Annotated in this window: 18 protein-coding genes; all 18 read right to left on the bottom strand. The window is 34.3% G+C overall.

Features of this window, described 5'->3' with window-relative positions:
* Nucleotides 1-8 precede the first annotated feature (8 nt).
* The 18 genes from FNJ88_RS09805 to glyA all read right to left on the bottom strand — a co-directional run bounded on the left by FNJ88_RS09805 (nucleotide 9) and on the right by glyA (nucleotide 18,388).
* Nucleotides 9-977 carry a glycosyltransferase family 2 protein gene (locus tag FNJ88_RS09805; protein WP_143852943.1) on the bottom strand — a complete coding sequence of 323 codons (969 nt, stop codon included), beginning with the start codon at nucleotides 975-977 and terminating at the stop codon, nucleotides 9-11.
* Nucleotides 977-2,017 (bottom strand): EpsG family protein, encoded by a 1,041-nt coding sequence (locus tag FNJ88_RS09800; RefSeq protein WP_143852942.1) that lies wholly within the window; start codon nucleotides 2,015-2,017, stop codon nucleotides 977-979. Before FNJ88_RS09800 ends, FNJ88_RS09805 begins: the two co-directional genes overlap by 1 nt.
* A 168-nt stretch (nucleotides 2,018-2,185) precedes the next feature.
* Nucleotides 2,186-3,280 (bottom strand): hypothetical protein, encoded by a 1,095-nt coding sequence (locus tag FNJ88_RS09795; protein WP_143852941.1) that lies wholly within the window; start codon nucleotides 3,278-3,280, stop codon nucleotides 2,186-2,188.
* 87 nt (nucleotides 3,281-3,367) lie between these two features.
* Complete coding sequence (locus tag FNJ88_RS09790; protein ID WP_143852940.1) at nucleotides 3,368-4,342, bottom strand: glycosyltransferase; 975 nt, start codon at nucleotides 4,340-4,342, stop codon at nucleotides 3,368-3,370.
* Complete coding sequence (locus FNJ88_RS09785; RefSeq protein WP_143852939.1) at nucleotides 4,335-5,402, bottom strand: hypothetical protein; 1,068 nt, start codon at nucleotides 5,400-5,402, stop codon at nucleotides 4,335-4,337. The genes FNJ88_RS09790 and FNJ88_RS09785 overlap by 8 nt, the downstream gene beginning before the upstream one ends.
* 36 nt (nucleotides 5,403-5,438) lie before the next feature.
* Complete coding sequence (locus tag FNJ88_RS09780; RefSeq protein ID WP_143852938.1) at nucleotides 5,439-6,410, bottom strand: glycosyltransferase; 972 nt, start codon at nucleotides 6,408-6,410, stop codon at nucleotides 5,439-5,441.
* Nucleotides 6,403-7,521 carry a glycosyltransferase gene (locus tag FNJ88_RS09775; RefSeq protein ID WP_143852937.1) on the bottom strand — a complete coding sequence of 373 codons (1,119 nt, stop codon included), beginning with the start codon at nucleotides 7,519-7,521 and terminating at the stop codon, nucleotides 6,403-6,405. The genes FNJ88_RS09780 and FNJ88_RS09775 overlap by 8 nt, the downstream gene beginning before the upstream one ends.
* 10 nt (nucleotides 7,522-7,531) lie before the next feature.
* Nucleotides 7,532-8,371: a glycosyltransferase gene (locus tag FNJ88_RS09770; RefSeq protein ID WP_143852936.1), complete on the bottom strand. Its 840-nt coding sequence runs from the start codon at nucleotides 8,369-8,371 to the stop codon at nucleotides 7,532-7,534.
* A gap of 128 nt (nucleotides 8,372-8,499) precedes the next feature.
* Nucleotides 8,500-9,381: a GT-D fold domain-containing glycosyltransferase gene (locus FNJ88_RS09765; protein WP_143852935.1), complete on the bottom strand. Its 882-nt coding sequence runs from the start codon at nucleotides 9,379-9,381 to the stop codon at nucleotides 8,500-8,502.
* Nucleotides 9,381-10,262, bottom strand: a complete 882-nt coding sequence (locus FNJ88_RS09760) for a glycosyltransferase (RefSeq protein WP_143852934.1) — start codon at nucleotides 10,260-10,262, stop codon at nucleotides 9,381-9,383. The genes FNJ88_RS09765 and FNJ88_RS09760 overlap by 1 nt, the downstream gene beginning before the upstream one ends.
* Before the next feature lie 7 nt (nucleotides 10,263-10,269).
* On the bottom strand, nucleotides 10,270-11,106 hold the full coding sequence (locus tag FNJ88_RS09755; RefSeq protein WP_143852933.1) for a glycosyltransferase family 2 protein: 837 nt from the start codon (nucleotides 11,104-11,106) through the stop codon (nucleotides 10,270-10,272).
* 10 nt (nucleotides 11,107-11,116) lie between these two features.
* Complete coding sequence (locus FNJ88_RS09750; RefSeq protein WP_143852932.1) at nucleotides 11,117-12,037, bottom strand: glycosyltransferase family 2 protein; 921 nt, start codon at nucleotides 12,035-12,037, stop codon at nucleotides 11,117-11,119.
* A gap of 73 nt (nucleotides 12,038-12,110) precedes the next feature.
* Entirely contained in the window at nucleotides 12,111-14,429 is a 2,319-nt protein-coding gene (locus FNJ88_RS09745) for a GumC family protein (RefSeq protein ID WP_143852931.1), read from the bottom strand.
* Nucleotides 14,430-14,434: 5 nt separating this feature from the next.
* A complete protein-coding gene (locus tag FNJ88_RS09740; protein WP_143852930.1) occupies nucleotides 14,435-15,235 on the bottom strand; it encodes a polysaccharide biosynthesis/export family protein in 801 nt (266 codons plus the stop codon).
* A gap of 75 nt (nucleotides 15,236-15,310) precedes the next feature.
* Nucleotides 15,311-15,952: an outer membrane beta-barrel protein gene (locus FNJ88_RS09735; RefSeq protein ID WP_143852929.1), complete on the bottom strand. Its 642-nt coding sequence runs from the start codon at nucleotides 15,950-15,952 to the stop codon at nucleotides 15,311-15,313.
* Between the two features lie 206 nt (nucleotides 15,953-16,158).
* Nucleotides 16,159-16,587 carry a regulatory protein RecX gene (locus tag FNJ88_RS09730; RefSeq protein ID WP_143852928.1) on the bottom strand — a complete coding sequence of 143 codons (429 nt, stop codon included), beginning with the start codon at nucleotides 16,585-16,587 and terminating at the stop codon, nucleotides 16,159-16,161.
* Nucleotides 16,588-16,668: 81 nt separating this feature from the next.
* On the bottom strand, nucleotides 16,669-16,851 hold the full coding sequence (locus FNJ88_RS14635) for a hypothetical protein (RefSeq protein WP_410495267.1): 183 nt from the start codon (nucleotides 16,849-16,851) through the stop codon (nucleotides 16,669-16,671).
* A gap of 271 nt (nucleotides 16,852-17,122) precedes the next feature.
* The gene (gene glyA, locus FNJ88_RS09720) at nucleotides 17,123-18,388 is read right to left on the bottom strand and encodes a serine hydroxymethyltransferase (protein WP_143852927.1); all 1,266 of its coding nucleotides are present in this window, start codon (nucleotides 18,386-18,388) and stop codon (nucleotides 17,123-17,125) included.
* Between the last annotated feature and the right edge of the window lie 179 nt (nucleotides 18,389-18,567).

Raw genomic sequence — 18,567 nt, 5'->3', positions numbered from 1 at the left:
AACGTTATTTATTTAAAAAACCTTACCACGGGATATAACCACAAATTTTTTAAAAGTAAAATTCTGAAAATATTCTTTTTAACATCAAAGATTTGATGATTAACATAAAAAACATCTTCTTTAATCAACTGCGATTTTAATGCTTTCACCTCCTCATAGGAACTTCTTCTTTTAACCAACTGAAAAAATAAGGTGGCAACTAAAAAATTCATTCTTTCTAAAAAGAATAAATCGGTTTGTTTGCAAGTTGGAAATTCGGTAGATAAGTTGTGGGTTTTTTTGATTACAGCAATAATGTCCGAAATCATTTTATTTTTTTTCGAATCATCTGTATTCCGCGTAATTGAGTTTTCTGACTGCAAGAACTGGGCTACCACTAAATCTGTTGCTCTTATTCGTTTTACACTAGAGAAACATCTTGTATTAAATTCAAAGTCCTCAATAAAAATCTGTTCTAAAAATAAAATATTATTTTTTCGCAAAAAATCGCGGCGGTATAATTTATTACAGGCAGAATTCATATATCGGATGTTGTTATAATAATCAAAACCCGAGTTAAAAACGGTACTGTTGTTGGAGATCTGGTAAAGAATTTTTCCTTCAGAATTAATACCTTGTGCTGAAAACTCCAATATATCTAAGTCATCTTGTTCTGCGATAATGAGTAAGTTTTTCAAAACATTCGGTAACAACCAGTCATCCGAGTCCAAAAAAAGAAGGTATTCTCCAGTAGCATTTAAGACACCCGTATTTCTAGCACCACCTAGTCCTTTATTTTCCTGTGATATTATTGTTATATTCTTTCGATTTTGCGTGACTTCTCGTGCGATTGCTAAACTTCCGTCTGGCGAATCATCATCAACAATAATCACTTCAAATTCATCTTCATGAAGATCTTGCTGAAAGACAGAACTGATACATTTCGCAATATACCGCTCTACATTGTAGCAGGGAATGATAATAGTTATTTTTTTCATTATCCTCTTAAAAACATAAAATAAGTGAATAAATAATAAACAGATATTACAACTCCCACTACTCTGTACTGATTAGGAAATAATTTGTAGCGTAATAAAGGATAAGCAATGATTGGCGCTACCAAAAACCACGACAAATAGGCAAAACGATTCGAATAATTGGCTCGAATGACCAGAATCCAAAATGCATTCGCAATCATATAAATTCCCCATAAGTGAATATAAAACTTGTCATTAACCTTCTTCTTAAAAATAAAATACCAACCTGCAAAAGCAGCAAAAGCAGAGTAAAACAAAAAATCCCATCTAAAACCTGTGTAAGCAAACTCAGCTCTGTTTACATTAGCATTCGTCAAATAATCTTCAGCTCTAGTGTCTCCACCAATACCGATTGCACCAAAAAAGCCTTCCCAGAAACTCCCGCCAACTAAAGATAATGGTATTGATGCCAACCAAATATAAAGATATACTTTTGGGTTTTTATAAACACCGGAAACAACAAATGCTGCAATAGGAATTATTACCGAATTGTGAATCCCGAAAGATAATGCCATTAGCAAATACATTATTATTTTTCTATTATAGAAACATAGACTGAGAAGAAACCCGGCAGTTGCTAAACCATTTCTTATTCCGTTTGTGCCATAGGGCCAAAACATATAGGAACCGACAAAAATAAAAAATACATAAAACCAATTAGGACCAAAATATTTTCTTGAAAAAATATAGCAAGGTAATGTATAGATAACGGCACACAGCAAAAAGAAATAGTACTGGCTCATCAACCTGGCACAGAAGATCATAAATTTATTAAAAAGGAAATCACTTTTAATTATAACCGTTCCTCCTTGCTCAATTACTTTATAAAAACCACTATAATTACTCATGTCACCAAAAACCTCACTAACAGGCCTTGTCCCCATGAACAGCATTACAAAAGCCAGCATAAAAACTCCCGCACTTTTTGAAAATGACTCTGTAGAAGTTCCAAAATTACCATATTGATAAGCATGAAAAAGAATGATAATTGCAACAATCATCAAAACATTAAAATATACGGCAGTATAACTACTAATGGGAACCCAGTCGAACAATTGAGGTTGAGGTTAAGGTTAAGGTTAAGGACAAAAGTATTCTAAATTTCTGATATGATAAACAGGAAAGGTATTTTATGCTTCTTTTATAATGATAAAGAGGCGATCCTTCCGCTATAATCCGACAAACATCGCTTCTATGTCTACTATTTTCTTTTTGGTCACCGTAATATACACATCTCCTTCTCCAGCGAAAAATAAAATCTCATCCTCCACTTTTAAAATGGAAGAAATATACCGAATGCCAGGAGTTCTGCCACGCGCTCCCATTCCTGAAAAAATAGGTCTTGAAGTTATATTTTCTGGTAATAAAGTTTCTTTGTTGATTAAAAGCGCCCAATGATAATAACATCTTCCTGAAATTTTATTTTTTATTTGATGAATAATTAACAGCCAATACTTTTCATCGAAATCAATAGGGTTGGTACTAAAAGAAACCATGGTGCCAAAACCACCAGGATCAGAAAGCTTCGAAAATGATTGCTGATTAACAATAGTTTTAAACTGCAGAGTTTGTTCATTTTCCAGTTTTAAGACCCGAAAAGGATGGATCGAATAAAATAAAAACAATTCACTACGGGATTCTTTGTAGACCCAGTTTTTTTCAAAATTCTGAAGGGGGAAATCTAATTTTGGTAACGCACAAAAACGAAAAGTTTTTTCTTTTTCATCTAAAACTGATAAGGAAGAAAGTACGGAGGTCTGATTAAGGCTACCATTTAATACTCCTTTTATCACTAAACTATGATTGATCATCTTTTGACCTTTCCAATAAAAAAGTCGGGTATCCTCAATTGCCCAGTCTATTTCTTGTGGGAAATCCAGAATTTTAGTAATAACATTTTCTTCCAGAACCTGCATCGTATTTTTATCAAGGGTCATCAAGACTGGATTTCCCTGCAAATACAATTCACGTTTTTTGCCCTGTGTTTTAAACCAAGGAATCTTCTGAGCTTTTGCCAACAATATGACTTGATTATCTACGATTAAAACCCCAGGGTTAAAAACAGCTCCAAAGGAAAGCGTTCCAGGTTTTGCAATTACTTTTGAACGCAGTATATGACAGATATAAGCTGGATTTCGCGTGAGATTTCCTACGGTCACTTTTCGGAATTCGAATAAAAAGTCGATTAGTTTCACCAAACTTTTTTTGAAGTGTGGGTAGTTGTTGAGTTTTACAATAAAATTATTTAGAACTGTTTCTAACATTACTTTTTCCTATTTTGAATGAATCTAGAACTCCATATTATAAATCAAAACGAGCGGTAAACTAGAAAAATTAATATAGATAAGCTTTCATTTGCCTTTATTAATGAGATTTCTAAATCCGATGCAAATATTTGGTGCATTTATAAAAAACTGGTACCAGAATATTTCCTTCAATTTCCATTGTTTAATAAGTGACCATTTATTATATCCCTTCACATCTTCTAAAATTTTGCTTCGACAAATCATCTGCGGATCTAATTCAGGGTTATTTTCAATTTGCTGATAATGCCATAAAGAGCCAAAACAAAATTTATTAATTGCTAAAGTTTCTAAATTAGGGAAATGGTTTTGTATATATTCTATTCTATTTTCTATCGCTGATAAACCATCTAACCTGGTCAAATTGTATTGCCTTCCCATATTGCTTTCATTATGCTGTCGGTAAAAATACAGAATTTCGTCTCGCTTGATGATTTTTTTGGCGTTTCCAAAAATTTGGTAAGCCCAAAAATCATCTTCATGCTTTTTACCTGCTGGAAACAAAACACCTTTGCATATTTCTGCTGTTAATAATTTATTCCATGGCATTTGCTTTATTTCTTCTTTCATCAAAAGTTCCAGTGCTTTTTCTGCGTCATAAATCTTTTCTCTAATTGCAACACTCGATAAGTCAAGAGTTATGTCTATTTCACTTGTAAAATTAATGAAGTCACATTCCACAATATCGGCATTATTTTCGATGAGACATCGTAACATATTTTCATAAAAATGAGGAGCAAGAATGTCATCTGGATCTACAAAGGCGACAAAATCACCAGTTAAAATTCCTAGGCCCATATTTCGGGCTACGGCAACGCCGGTATTTTTCTGATGAATTACTCTTACTCGCTCATCCTTTAAAGCATAATCATCACAAATTTGGGGGCAGGAATCTGTAGAACCGTCATCCACCAAAATAATTTCTAAATTTTGATAGGTTTGAAAAATGATGCTATCCATACATTGCGGAAGGTATTTTTCCACATTATAGACCGGAACAATAATACTTATTTTATCATTCATGAGCAGAATTTAATTTTAATTTCTGATTTATATGTGAAATGACTGCCGCCGGTTCCGCATATTTTAAATAATATTTTTGAGCTCCTTCTTCCAATTTTGTGCGGTATTCCTCATCATGCACCAACTTCTCAATCGCCGCCGCAATATCATGTTCATTTTTGACGAAATGAATATTTTTACCATGTTCCAAATCAACGGGAAGGACGTTTTGGAAAGGAGTAGAAATAATCGCTTTATTCATGGCTAAAAACTGTCCTAATTTCCAGCCATGACAGTGGTGAACTGCTGGAGTATTAAAGACGAAAAGTGACTTTTTAGTTTTCTCAATAAATTCCCGCAAAGGATATCTTCTAGTAAAAGTTAATTGTTTAAATTCCTTAAACTGCGGATGACCGGTATCTGTCACCCAAAAACCACCTTCAAAATGCACCCCATTTTTTAAGCAACTGTCAATATACATTTTCCGATACCTATTGGTTCCTGTGAGACAATTTGCATGCGGCCATAAACTGGCAATAAAAAACACAGATTTTTCCTGTACAGATTTTTCCTTGTGATTTGGTAAAAAACTTTCCAACCGCAATTGTTTAATTTGGCTTAAATAAGAGCGAAAGTAATTTTTCAAAGAAATTTGAGGATTAAATTTTAGTTTGATGAGGTTTGAGACGCAATAATATATGGCTTTTGAAACATTCCAGATCTTGATGCCAAAACTTGGCGGTATGGAATGGATTTTTTCTTTAAAGTAAGGCCGTGTTCGTTTTGGATCATAATTGATTTTCGCATAAACATCACACCATTCATATGCATTTTCCCGGATGGGATAATCATCACCAAAATCAATAATTACTTTGTTTTTCTTCCCTTTACTTACGATCACTAGAGCCATGTAGGCATCATATGAATAGTCGTCTTTTCTTTTATTTAAAGATTCGAAATAACAGGTAGAAAACGAAACATTTTTTTTACCAAAAACTTCATAGAGACCTTTTATATAATAAGAGGAATAAATGATATTGCTGGAGGGGTCAATATATACTTTACCTTGATCAAATCTCATAGTTCTATTTGTTTAATACGTAGTCAGATCACCCCTTTATTTCCACTTCTGATTCTTCGCAAAAAAGAGATTGTAAAAATAGATAAAAGGATTGTAGAAAAAGGGGAAGTAAACCAATAAGTTTTTTAAAAGGGAAACTCGCAGACCCAGATTTCTCGTGGAATTATTTTTTAATTCTGAACGAAGTTTTAGGGACATTTCTGACCTAAATAAGTGATGCTTTTTTAAGGATTTTAAAATGGTCAGCAATTTGGTAACATAGAATTTTTCAACGGCTTCTTTCATCTCCGCATCCTGCAAAAGCAATCTGATTTTTTGGGCTGCTTTATAAACTTCTTCTTGAATAAAAAGTATTTTAGATGAGTGCGAAGCAGAAACTGGATTATGGTGGTATTTGTATTTTACGACATCTTCAAAAACAGTTTTTTGTGCGTTATTGAACGCTTCAATATTAAAAAGAAGATCTTCATTAATTTTAACACCTACTGCGAAACGTATCTTTTTCAGGATTTCCCTTTTAAATAAATTATTGCAGGTACTCGGTTCTACTCTATCGCCTGCAAGTAATTCTTTCAGCGCTTCAATTTTATTCTGCACTAAAACAATTCCTGTATCATGAAATTTTATTGTTTCATCCTCTTTCACCAATTCAAAGCCACAGTGGGAAATATCGGCTTCATATTTTTCTAAATTATGACTTAGAAATTCATACATGTCAGCGTAAATCTCATCATCTGCATCTACAAAACCGATATAATCCCCGTTTGCAATGGCTAAACCTGCGTTTCTGGCAGCAGAAACACCCTGGTTTTCCTGGTGAATTGCAATAATTCTTTGATCTCGTACGGAAAATTGTTCAATTATTCCTGCGGAACGATCTTCGGAACCATCATTAACAATAATGATCTCTAAATTTCGGTGCGTTTGGGAAATAACCGAATCCAGACATCTTTCCAGATATTGGGCACTGTTAAAGACCGGGATAATGACACTGATCAAATTATTCATGTAGCATGGAATCAAATAATTGTTCGACTGCTATAACGGTTTTTTCTTTGGAAAACTCTTTCCCGCGCAGTTCGGCTTGTATTTTATAATGGGATAGTTTTTGTGGGTTTCCTAAAAGTAATTGTAATCCCTGATAAATTCCTTCCGTAGTGTTTTCTGTGACGATACCATACTCGTTATTTTTGCCCAACAATTCTTTCGCACCAGAAACCTCTGTAGAAATTACAGGTACACCTAAGATCAAAGCTTCTGTAACGGACGTGCTGAATCCTTCTCTATGGGAACTGCACACGTAGAGATCACATTTGCTCATATATTGATAAGGGTTTTTGTGAAAGCCCAATAATGTAAAACTTTGCTCGACACCCAGTTCTTTTATTCTTTTTTTCAACGGAATTTGATCTTCGCCGATTCCGAGAATATAAATCTGATGGATTAATCCCGCAGATAATAATCGGTGATGCGCTTCTAATAAACGGTCGAATCCTTTGTTACCTGTTATTTTTCCAACAGAACATATCTTGATTATATTTTCCGAAAAGTTGTAGACTATCTTTTCAGTCCCAAGTTTTTGAATATTTTCAGTTTCATTCACATTATATAAAACCTGAACGAATACCTTTGAGTTAAAGATCTTTTGAAAAGAATCCACCACATTTTTAGAAACACCTGCAATCAGATCAAATTTGTTATATAATTTCTGTGCTTCTGCGAAATTTTTAAAACCTACTGCCGCTAAATTATGAGTGAGCATGTCAGAATGGATCCAGGCGACCTTTTTTGTTTTGGGATCATTACATCCAGAAATTATCCTTGCCGCCGGACCTTCTAAAAAAGAAACGACCACATTATAGTTTTCTTTGATGAAGAAGCGATATAAAAACTTTGGAGAAAACAATTTCATGACTTGCGAATTGCCTCGAAACACTTTTTTAAATTTGTATCGGTAATGTACGTGACTCTTTAAAAACTCTTTGTTTACGCCCCCATCAAAAATCGAATACAAAGTAATCTCATACTTATTGGGATCTAAATTATTCACCAAATTAACGAGGACTTTCTCAGCGCCGCCATGCATTAAGGTTGGAATGAGAAATAGAATTTTAGTCATGCCTACTAATTTATATTTTAAATACCCCTAATTTCCTTAATCCTTTAAAAACCCAAGATTTATTATAAGAAGCAACCTCTTTTTCCAGTGCGGCTTCTCTCCTGCTTTGTAAAGCTTTTTCAATAAAAAGTTCTTCTATATTGACATTTCTTCTTTTAGCTGCATCCATGATAGCTACCCAATACCAAAAATAGGCTTTATCTTGATTAATCGTCGTAGAAATACCTTTGTTGTGAATGCGGTACTTATAGAGTGTTTTGTCAACATAGAAACAAGGACCCACTTCATAGAGTAGAAATACCAAATCCTGATCTACCGCCCTTTGCAAATAACTATTAATGCCGACGGTTTGATCATAGAATTTCTTTTTGTAAGATAAAAAATGAAATACAAAACCATCGAAATTATAAAAATAAAGACTGTCATTTTTGACTTGTTTCGATTTCCCCTCACTTTTAATATTTAAAAACTCATCACAAATAAATGTCTTAGAATAAATTACAGATGCTTCAGGATGTTTAGCGTGTTCTGCCACCATGACCGAAAGTGCTTCAGGTGTAATTGTGTCATCTGGATCCAAAAAAGCACATATCTCACCGCTTGCAAGTTCGGCGCATCTTCTTTTGCTACAACCACATCCTTTGTTTTCAGGAAAGATTTCGATTTTAAAGCGGGAATCATTACCAATCATTTGCTTCATCACTTCCACAGAATTATCGGTAGAACCATCATCAACAATGATCACTTCCCAGTTTTGGTAAGTTTGAGCAATGATGCTTTTGTAACAGTCTTCGAAATATTTTCCGTTGTTATATTGTGCGATTAAAATTGAAAAAAGAGGGCTATTCATTAATATATATAATTTAAAAAACGTAGTGTTTTCTTAATATCGCAGGATGCTAACTTAATGTTTAATTTGTCACAGTAATTTGCAAGCTGTAGTTTGAACTAAACTATTAATTTAAATCAACGGCGGTCTCATTTCGATAAGTCTAAGATAATTGATTTATTGTACGGTATTGCAAATTCCAAATCTAGTTCATATCCTTCGGAATTATTGGATTCATTAACATGTCTTCCTTTAATGGCTATTCTGTGTTTTACTCCCATTAACATCCACATATATTCCGCATCGATATGCCCAATATCTACAGCCCATAAACCTTCATTAGAAAGTTCCGAGCATAGCACCGTTGCAGTTGGTCCTAATGCAACAAGTACTAATTTATTTTTACCATAATTTGTTACAGCTTGTTTTATAGCATCATATCGATCAAAAGCATTTTTGTGTGGACATAAAATTCTTTGTAATGATTTTGCATTATCAAACAAATCATTTCCTACTCCTAATCGCGAAAGGTTTCCCTCAATTATTAAAATATCTTCATTTTCCCAAATAGTTTTGATTTTATCAAAATACTTTTTTGATTTCGATTTATTTTTTCTGGTAGCATAAAGCCGTGTTATATTTGCATTCCCATATCTATATTTTTTATCCAGTATTTTTGAAAGGGCTTTACCATGCGTATTAATAAACGTTAACCAAAAAACTTTTGAAAAACGATTAAGAACATTTGTTGAAGATAAACTATCTGGAATTGCTATTAAAAATTTTGGATTTCTATTATGCAAAACTTCCAAAATCTTATTGGATAATACTAGGTCTGGCTTTTGAAAACCAATATCACCTTCTTTCAATAGTAACACAAATTCCCCATCACCGAACCTTGAAACACTTTTTCTATTTTTTATAATATCATCAATTGTATAGTCAATGCTCATGATTTTATAGCTTGGAAAGTCCCAGCGTAGAGGCCAGGTTCTGAACATCCAATAAATATGAGAAAAGTATTTTTTCATTATGTAAGAAAAGTTTTTAGAGCAGACTTAAATCCGTAGCATTTGTAAAATTCATAAATTTTATTAGGAATTTTTATTTTAATATTTTTTACTTCTTCATTCCAGTGGATAATACCAAATAATTTTCTCTTTTCATCCGTCGTAAATTTATCTAAATTTTGACAGATACGGTCATAAAACATTTTAGACGCCTTCTCCATTTGTACTTTGTTCTTGTCTCGATTGCCACTTATACTTTCTGCTGAAACACGAACATAACATTTTGCACCTTTTAAAAATAGTATATTTCGATAATGTGAAAATTCTAACAATGCTAAGTCATCAGAATGCCACGCTAAAGGCATGTCGAAAAAACCACAATTATTGTAGGCCGATTTTCTAAAAACATGTTCAGATAAACTACTTCTAAATTCAGTCAGAAATTTATCAAAAAAATGATCGATTGTCGATTTGATAAGAGGTTCTATTTTTTTCTCTGATCTGACATTGTTATTCTTGTCAACGGTAGAAGAATTAAATTTAATTACATTGATACAATTTTTCTGAGCAATTTCAAGACTTTTATAAAATTCCTCTACATAATTTTTGCTTAAATAATCATCATCACCCAAAATCATAAACCATTCTTCGTCGGTCATCATTTCAATGCACCGATCCCACTGTTTGGTTAACGAAGTGCTACCCAAATTTTGCTCAAACCTTTTGTAAACAAAATTAAATTTCCCAGCAAATTCTCTCAACAAATCCTCAGGATTTTCGGGAGAGGCATCGTTGCCGATATAAACCGTAAATCGCTGGTCGGTCTGTTCTGCCAAAGACCTTAAGGTATCTTTGAAGAAAGTTAGTTTATAGAATGGGATTACGATCGCAAATGAATACATGATTGAACTACATTTTATATTTAAAAAGTTTACTTTCAAATAAGGAATAAATTTGATTTACAAATCTGCTAAATTTTCTTTTATGAATAAGAATATCAATTAGTTCTTCATGCTGCCTATTTAGTTTAGATATTTTATTAAAAGTACCAAGTTGTTGATGAAAAAAGTTTATATGCTTGCTTTCGATGTACATAATCGGAAAAATACTTTTACTCTCTTTAAGATCTTGCAACATCGACTTCTCCTTAATTCGGTAAAAAAAGCAAATTTCTTGCAACTTTAAAACTTTTCCACCATCCTTTAAAAGAGAAATCCAAAAGTCCCAATCTTCCAAGCCGTGCACCAAATTCTCATCATAGCCGCTAACCTTCCTCCAATCAGCTTTCCTAAAAAACGCACTACAAAAAATTAAATTTTCCAATGCAAGTTTTGTCAAAGTAAATTCTTCAAGTTCCCATTTCTCATTGACCGCACCAAATTTTTGCGCTTCGCAATAAATTACATTTAGGTCTTGGTTTACGAAATGACTTTTGGCTAAATCTAAATAGTCTTTAGAAATGTAATCATCAGAATCCAGTGGTAAAATCCACTCCCCTTCTGCTTTATCAATGCCAAAATTTCTGGCAGAAGATAAACCACCATTCTCTTTATAATAATATTTAAAACGGACATCTTTTTCCAACCACTTTTTAGCAACTTCTGCAGTGTTGTCCGGTGAACCATCATTAACTATAATACATTCCCAATCCTGATACGTTTGGTCGAGCACCGATTGCAGACATTCATCCAAATACTGCGCTTGGTTGTAACAGGGAACGATGACGGAGATTAAAACATTATCCATTTTCAGAGTGTTATCGTAATTTCAAATTCATTCTGCGGGAGATAGAATATATTATTTTAAATACGAAGGTAGGTACGTTATTACTGATAGAAAATTTTAATATCTTCATACCAAATGGATAATTATTATAGTGTCGCAATAATTCCTTTGAAATATCTTTTTTTAAAATATAATGATCAGTAAAAAAATTATTAATACGATCTTTTAAAATGCCTGTGTGATCGAACATTAATTGAAGCATCAGGCATTCTGTCGATATTCTTTCTGCTTTTGTTTTAGAAATATTTTCTCCGTGTAATCGATAATATGCTAATTTTTCGGGAATATATGCAATTAAATATTTTGCACTAATTTTTAGCCACCGATAATAATCCTCAATAATAAATTTTGAATCATACTCTCCTGTTTCTTTTACAACGGAGGTTCTCATTAAAACTGTTAATGCAGCAATTCGATTTCCTTCAATTAATTCCTTCTTAAATTCTTCGGGTGGAATATTTCCTAACTTATTATAATCTGCAATATCGGGTAAAGGTTGGCTGTTTTCATCCACGCAAAAAGTATCAGTAAATACCATTCCATATTCCTTCCCTTTCTCTTCTAGACAACGCACTGACTTTTCTAAACATTCCGGATGCATGAAATCATCAGCCGCAATAAATTTTACATATTGCCCTAAACAAATTTTAACTGCTTCATTTAAAACAGTTGCTAAACCCGTGTTTTTGGTATGAAAAATTTCTTTTGCTGAAATATTATTTTCACGTAGCCAATTTTTAAAAACGATCACAGAATTGTCCAACGACGCATCATCAGCAACAATCAGTTCCCAGTTAGTATAAGTTTGGGATTTCAAAGAATCTAAGTTCTGTACGATAAACTGCGCCTGATTGTAGGAAACAACAACAACACTAACTAAAGGATCACCCATCTAAAATATTATAACTACAATTACTGCGGACTATAGATAAATTTAATACAATCTACTATTACTAAAAAAAGAATTAAAAAATACGCTCCCACCATTTTAAAGGTTGATCATGCGTATAGGAATAATAACCATAACCATATTTTTTTCCGTAACGGGTATCTTCTGGTTTAACTCCATTCAATACAAAAGCCATATTTTTGATGCGGTTATCTTTTTGGAAACCTGTGGCGAAATGGATCATATCTTTCTCTGTAAAGTTAGACTTCACCACGTATAGCACCAAGTCTGAGTTCTCAATCAGATGCAAAGTATCACTCACCAACATTACTGGCGCAGTGTCTAAAATAACATAATCATATTTCGTCTTTAGGAAATCAATTAACTGGTCGAACTTATTCATATCCAGTAAATCATTGGGATTAGGTGCTATTCTTCCACTAAAGAAGACGTCTAAATTTTCATTAATTTTAGAAGAAATAATATAAGATTCAGGATGGTCTTCATCGGAGACCAAGTAATCTGTTAATCCTACATTTTCACCTTCAACAAAACGATGTAGCTGAGGGTTTCGGATATCTGCTCCTACAATGATTACCTTATTCTTTCCCGCTAACGTCAAAGCAGTGTTCATTGAAATAGTCGTTTTCCCTTCTCCTTTTACCGATGAAGTAATCAGGATAACGGCTCCATCCCGAATTTCTTTAGCTTTTAAAAGATATTTTAAATTGGAACCCAATATCCGGAAGGACTCTGCAAATACTGAGAAATCATTAGGTTTTACAATCGCATTCTCTTCTTTATTCACCGGAATTTCTGCAATGACAGAACCATCGGATACTTGAGACAGAATATGCTCTTTCGTATGAACTCTCGTGTCCAAAGTCTGCCAACCAATGAAAAGCAATAACGGCAGAAAAAAGCCTGCTGCTAAAGACCCATAAATAATCTGCCTGTAATCTGGTTTTACAATTCCGGTCGTAAAGGCAGGATTTATAATTTTAGCTTTTGGTGCGGTAACCGCTAAAGTAATTGCATTTTCTTCACGCTTCTGGAGAAGGTACAAATAAAGCTGTTCTTTTAACGTCTGCTGCCGGTCGATACTCCGAAAAATTTTCTCCTGAGTAGGAAATTTGCTAATGTTTCCTTTAGCAAGATTAAGTTGCGCATTCGCCTGGCCTAACTGTAACTGAATGGTCTCGCGGGCTTCAATCAAATTTTTTCTCAATAAATTTTTAAGAACAGAGATCTGTTTGTTCATTTCAATCACGGCGGGATTCTCGCCGGTAGCCTGTTTTAAAACCCGGTTACGCGTTAATAATAAGTTGTTATACTCCGTAATTGTTGTTTCGGCTCCGGAGGGAAGTCCCATTCCGGTAGGCAGCAACTGCTCCGTTGCACTGGCAGAAATTACGGAATTGATTAAATCCAACTGGGTAGACTGCTTTAGGATAGTTTTCGTATTTTCTTCTGCATTACCCAGTGAGATATTTGCCTGCGCTTCCAAATTGGTAATCTGATTACTCCTTTTGAATTTTTCTTTCTCGCCTTCAATTCCGGAAAGATCATCCGTAATAATCTCTAAACGCTCATTAATGAAATCCTGGGTGCTTTTTGCCTCCTGATTTTTATCGTTGATCCCATCGATAATGTACTGTTTCCCAAGTTCATTTAAGATGTCCTCTGACTTTCGGGGAACAGGGCCCACCATAGAAACATCCATCAGCAAACCTTTATTTTCGGGTAAAGTTACATTAATGATACTTTCCAGATGACCTACTACATTATTAACAGATCGAAAAACAACCTTCATAGGAGTGTTTAACACTGTGCCATATTTCAGATCAATTTGAACGGTTCCAAAAGGGAATTTCATCGGTGCACCAAAGCGGTACACCTGTTTAGTTCCCGAAATTTTAAAAGAATTTTTTCCTACAGGATCGATCGTATAAGTTGCTCCGTTAAATTTGGCTGGATCCGAAATTTTCAAGATTTTACCGGAAAGTGGAGAATCGTTGTATAATTCCACTTCTTTAATGGTACCAACTCCGAAAAAACTCACATCCAGATTCAAGTTCTTTGCGACAGAGGCTAAAATAGGCTTAGAAAGAATCACGGTAGTTTCTCCTTGTAATTCATTATCACCACTAACTCCCATTCCCAAGTTTTTCAAATCGCTCAGAGCGGTGCTTTTACCATTAGATTCTCGAAGTTTTAGGGATGTTTTCGTATAAAACTGGGGTTCTGCATAGCGCAAGTAAACCTTCGCAGCTGTATAAAAAACCGCCATACTTAGTAGAAACCAAGGCCACTTTTTAAGATACTTAAAAACTTCTTTTTTTATATCAACCGACTGTGTTTTTTTCACAGCTACAGAATTTTCCAAAAGCTCCATCGACCTTATTTTCGTGTTAAACTTAAGATTAAGGTGAGTAAACCGAGACCTACCCCTCCATATTTGATCCACTGATCAACATTGGAGTTGCTATGAACGGCAACTTGCTTATTTCGATCAGGTTCTACATACAGAATATCATTTTGTTGCAGATAATAGTACGGGGAGTTCACGATTGAAGCTTCTGATAAATCAAGTGAAATAACCTGATCTTTAGCCTCTGAATCCGAGTAGCGAATCAACTTTACATTGGTTTTATTTCCATCATAGGTGACATCGCCTGCTAAAGCCATTGCCTGAAATAGATTCAGTTTTTCATTGGTACTGGTCTTTTGCCCCGGGCTTTTGACCTCACCAAGCACACTAAAACTAAAATTAGTAAGGCTGATGGTCACCATAGGATCTGTTAAATACCTCATGAGCCTGCTTTCTAAATCCTGTTTTAACTGTTGCTTAGTCATTCCTTTACAATACACCGCCCCCAAAGTCGGCAATAAAATGGTTCCATCGGAATTGACAACATATTCACTGGGACTGCCAGACGAACCAGAAACTCCACTCTTATCAGCCGAAACCGAAGATGTGGTGGACATACTGGATTTATTAAAAGGACGGACCGCAATTTCATCAAAAGCTGAAACCAAAATCTGTAACCGGTCTCCTTCCTGTATATGAAGACCCAGGTATTTTGCTTGAGAAATTTCTTGCTCAAAGTTGTTATTGGACAAGTAAACAATATTTTTCTTAGGATTACAGGACTGACACAGCAAGACCGTAATCATTATCAATACCGAAAAATATTTCATGTTATATATTTTGTAGACCAAAATGATAAATAATATTTATTTTTACAAGTCTTACTCTTCTAAATAATGAGAGTTTTACCACCAGTTCTCCTTCACATAAAAATTAAATCCAAGCCCTAACATTCTATTGTAGGTATTTCTGTTATTATTATCCGGATAAACCTTACTGAATCCACGATCATAACGCAAATAGGCTTCTACCTGCTGAGAAACTTTCAGTCCTAAACCAAAAGAAACTCCGTAACCGAACTTTTTCACTGTACTATCAAGATTGTACTGATAATAGGCTAAATCATAACCTGGATCTACTTTTTTATCCTGTCTAACTAAATATTCAATGCGTGGACCGGCAAACAGGAATAAATCTCTTTTCATATTTCCTTTGTGGAAAAACCATTTCAAGTACACTTCCATCGCTACATAATCATGACTGTACCTTTGGATTCCGAAAAGCTCTTGATCTGCTTTGGCAATTTCTCCACCCATATGATATTCAAGCTGAGGGGTAATATATAACCACGCAGAATCATAGACGTCATTTTCAACGAGCGGCCATTGTCCGAAAAACCCCAAAGTACCACCATAAGCCCCTTTAGAGACATCATGTACTCCAACAATAGACCCTTTGTGAAAATTTCCGGTAACCCCGTATTTGAACTCTTGCGCGCTAAGTGATACCATCAAAAAAATGGCTATAAGAAGATTGATTTTTTTCATATAATTATAATCAAAGTCGGAATTGGATTAAAAAAAATTTGTTTTGCAAATTACTTAAATTAATTCCAATAATAACCCATTCATTTCGTTATTATTACTCATTTCTTACGATGATTTTTTAAAATTGTGAAAAATTTACTTTTAATTACAAAAAACACTGATATGGAAAAGTAAACTTAACTCCTGTTCTACAAATTCTAAAGTGATTACGAGTCGATCTCTGAAATTACAATTTTGATTTCCTCATACTCAAAACCCTTTCCCAATAAGTATTTAATTGTTTTTGATTGCTTTTGGTAGACTTGTAAACCACTCAGCTTGGAATAGTAGTTATGAAACAACTTGCTTAAAGTTTTTTGATAATCCTCATCCTCAATTTCGTCGAAACAATTATTGATTAACTTTTCCGGGACCCCTTTGAATTTCAGATGGTTGCGAATTTTATTACGTCCCCATGATTTTATGTAAAATTTCCCCCGAATATAACTTCGGGCGAAGCGCTCTTCATTTAAATAATTTTCCTGCATTAAATAAAGAAGAATCTCATCTTTAGCTTCGGGAACTAATAAAAAATCACGCATTTTTTGCTCCACTTCCTGATGGCAACGATCCTGGTAAACACAATAGTTCACCATTTTCTGCTTTATTTCGAGGAAAGTATATGATTTTTTTTGTTCCAACTAAGGATAAGGTTAATGGTGAGGGTGAGATTAAGGCTAAGCAGGAGGTGGGAGTTTATGCTCTAAAGTCTTAATAATTTTATTAAGTTCATGTATCAAAATCTCTATTTTATTAATAATTAATTGAGATTTTTGCTCCTCAAAATATTTTACCAACCTACCATATACCAAATGGTTCTTCGTTTTGTACGCCGAGCCTTTGGAATACTTATAAAAAATCGTCTTATCTCTACTCTCTGCTCTGCCAAATCCTTCAGATATATTAACGGGAATACTCCGCTGATCTTCGTATTTGCGATGTTAGGGCATAATCCTCTTTTTTGGGAAGAGAATCTGAAATAAAAAATACTTTTCCGCAATATCCATTGACCTCTTTCAAACTGGCATCTGAGTAAAATCCGTGTAGAGCAATGATTGAGAGGCGGAAGCTAAGGTTAGGTTTAGTTTTGAAACCCCACTAAACCTTTACCTTTTACCTTTACTTTTTTATTTAATAATTAAACAACGCCTTACCTTCCATCATTTCGTTTACTTTTTTACGAACACCAGCGATTTTGTTTTCATCATGAATGTTGATGACTACGTCATTGATTAATCCAGCAAGAACTTCCATATCTGCTTCTTTTAATCCTCTGGTCGTGATCGCGGCGGTACCCAAACGAATACCCGACGTCGTAAAGGCAGATTTATCATCAAATGGAACCATATTTTTATTACAGGTAATATCGGCTTTCACCAAAGCTTTCTCCGTTTCTTTCCCGTTTACATTTTTATTTCTAAGATCAACTAACATCAAGTGATTATCTGTTCCACCACTTACAATATCAAATCCCTGGGTGATCATCGCTTTCGCCAAAGCACGAGCATTGGCTACCACTTGTTTTGCATAAACTTCAAATTTTTGATCAATCGCTTCTGCAAATGCTACCGCTTTTCCTGCAATCACGTGCTCTAACGGACCACCTTGAATTCCTGGAAACACAGAACTGTCTAAAACCTGACTCATCATTTTCGTTTCGCCTTTTGGAGTTTTATGACCGTACGTATTTTCAAAATCTTTACCCATCATAATCAGTCCACCTCTTGGTCCACGCAAAGTTTTATGTGTAGTTGTAGTTACTACATGACAATGTTCGAAAGGAGAACTAAGTAAACCTTTGGCAGTTAATCCAGCTGGATGTGCAATATCTGCCCATAAAGTAGCACCAACTTCATCCGCAACTTCTCGGAATTTTTTAAAATCCAAATCTCTTGAATAAGCAGAATATCCCGCAATGATCATTTTTGGCTTTACTTCCAAAGCTTTCTGGCGCATGGCATCATAATCGATCAAACCACTTTCGCGATCTACCCCATAGAAATTTGCGTTGTACTGAATTCCGGAGAAATTCACGAAAGATCCGTGGGTTAAATGGCCACCCATCGATAGATCTAGTCCTAAAATTTGATCTCCAGGTTTTAAAATGGAAAGATAAACTGCTGCATTGGCTTGTGATCCAGAATGCGGCTGAACATTCGCATATTCGATTCCGAATAATTCTTTTGCTCTTTCGATGGCTAATGTTTCAATTTCATCTACCACTTCACAACCTCCATAATATCTTCTTCCGGGATAACCTTCCGCATATTTGTTGGTCAATACACTACCTACTGCTTTCATTACATTTTCTGAAACAAAATTTTCAGAAGCAATTAATTCAATTCCGTGTGTTTGTCTTTGTCTTTCCTGTTCAATAAGGTCAAAAATAGGATCCATAGTGTATATTTGATGTTTTTTAATTCTTGATTTTAAAGATTCAAATTTATGGAATTTTTTAAGAAGAATTCGAAAGATGAATAAATGATTTTTTCTACCATTCTTTTATGATTATAACAACTTAGAAGTTACGGAAGGTTTTCAGGGATCTTGAAAAATTGGTTTCTTTCGAAAACTTT

Origin of the sequence: Chryseobacterium sp. SNU WT5 (assembly GCF_007362475.1) — a bacterium.
Classification (GTDB): domain Bacteria; phylum Bacteroidota; class Bacteroidia; order Flavobacteriales; family Weeksellaceae; genus Kaistella.
The sequence above is the reverse complement of the archived record's forward strand: the minus strand, read 5'-3'. Positions and strand labels throughout refer to the sequence as shown.

Excerpts from the sequence above, each read along its gene's own strand:
- FNJ88_RS09805 (WP_143852943.1), bottom strand. The coding sequence starts at position 977 with ATGAAAAAAATAACTATTATCATTCCCTGCTACAATGTAGAGCGGTAT.
- FNJ88_RS09800 (WP_143852942.1), bottom strand. The coding sequence starts at position 2,017 with ATGATTGTTGCAATTATCATTCTTTTTCATGCTTATCAATATGGTAAT.
- FNJ88_RS09795 (WP_143852941.1), bottom strand. The coding sequence starts at position 3,280 with ATGTTAGAAACAGTTCTAAATAATTTTATTGTAAAACTCAACAACTAC.
- FNJ88_RS09790 (WP_143852940.1), bottom strand. The coding sequence starts at position 4,342 with ATGAATGATAAAATAAGTATTATTGTTCCGGTCTATAATGTGGAAAAA.
- FNJ88_RS09785 (WP_143852939.1), bottom strand. The coding sequence starts at position 5,402 with ATGAGATTTGATCAAGGTAAAGTATATATTGACCCCTCCAGCAATATC.
- FNJ88_RS09780 (WP_143852938.1), bottom strand. The coding sequence starts at position 6,410 with ATGAATAATTTGATCAGTGTCATTATCCCGGTCTTTAACAGTGCCCAA.
- FNJ88_RS09775 (WP_143852937.1), bottom strand. The coding sequence starts at position 7,521 with ATGACTAAAATTCTATTTCTCATTCCAACCTTAATGCATGGCGGCGCT.
- FNJ88_RS09770 (WP_143852936.1), bottom strand. The coding sequence starts at position 8,371 with ATGAATAGCCCTCTTTTTTCAATTTTAATCGCACAATATAACAACGGA.
- FNJ88_RS09765 (WP_143852935.1), bottom strand. The coding sequence starts at position 9,381 with ATGAAAAAATACTTTTCTCATATTTATTGGATGTTCAGAACCTGGCCT.
- FNJ88_RS09760 (WP_143852934.1), bottom strand. The coding sequence starts at position 10,262 with ATGTATTCATTTGCGATCGTAATCCCATTCTATAAACTAACTTTCTTC.
- FNJ88_RS09755 (WP_143852933.1), bottom strand. The coding sequence starts at position 11,106 with ATGGATAATGTTTTAATCTCCGTCATCGTTCCCTGTTACAACCAAGCG.
- FNJ88_RS09750 (WP_143852932.1), bottom strand. The coding sequence starts at position 12,037 with ATGGGTGATCCTTTAGTTAGTGTTGTTGTTGTTTCCTACAATCAGGCG.
- FNJ88_RS09745 (WP_143852931.1), bottom strand. The coding sequence starts at position 14,429 with ATGGAGCTTTTGGAAAATTCTGTAGCTGTGAAAAAAACACAGTCGGTT.
- FNJ88_RS09740 (WP_143852930.1), bottom strand. The coding sequence starts at position 15,235 with ATGAAATATTTTTCGGTATTGATAATGATTACGGTCTTGCTGTGTCAG.
- FNJ88_RS09735 (WP_143852929.1), bottom strand. The coding sequence starts at position 15,952 with ATGAAAAAAATCAATCTTCTTATAGCCATTTTTTTGATGGTATCACTT.
- FNJ88_RS09730 (WP_143852928.1), bottom strand. The coding sequence starts at position 16,587 with ATGGTGAACTATTGTGTTTACCAGGATCGTTGCCATCAGGAAGTGGAG.
- glyA (WP_143852927.1), bottom strand. The coding sequence starts at position 18,388 with ATGGATCCTATTTTTGACCTTATTGAACAGGAAAGACAAAGACAAACA.